The following is a 261-nucleotide window of genomic DNA, read 5'->3' on the forward strand; positions in this document are numbered from 1 at the left end:
CGCTATCTTCTAAACGTTTTTCAATTCTTAGCTTATGTGGGAGATTAATAATTTCTACAATCTTTCCCAATCGTACTTTAATCATTAAATTTCCATAAAGATAAACCTTACCTAACAATCCTTGTTTAATAATTCTTTCAGGTTCTCTTTCCTGTAAACAGATAATGTGTCTATTGAGTTTCTTTTGAATCTTCTCGTCAGAGAATGTGCTTCGTCCTTTTACTGTCTTTCTGTATGTATCAGCAGCTGTTTTACTTACTT

General features: G+C 31.8%; 1 protein-coding gene. It reads right to left on the reverse strand.

Translation table 11 applies throughout. The annotated features are described in order from the left end of the window. On the reverse strand, window positions 1-261 hold a 261-nt coding region (locus R2R70_RS21085; protein ID WP_410979062.1), incomplete at both ends, for a hypothetical protein.

Origin of the sequence: Cobetia sp. SIMBA_158, assembly GCF_046566945.1 — a bacterium.
Classification (GTDB): Bacteria; Pseudomonadota; Gammaproteobacteria; order Pseudomonadales; family Halomonadaceae; genus Cobetia; species Cobetia amphilecti.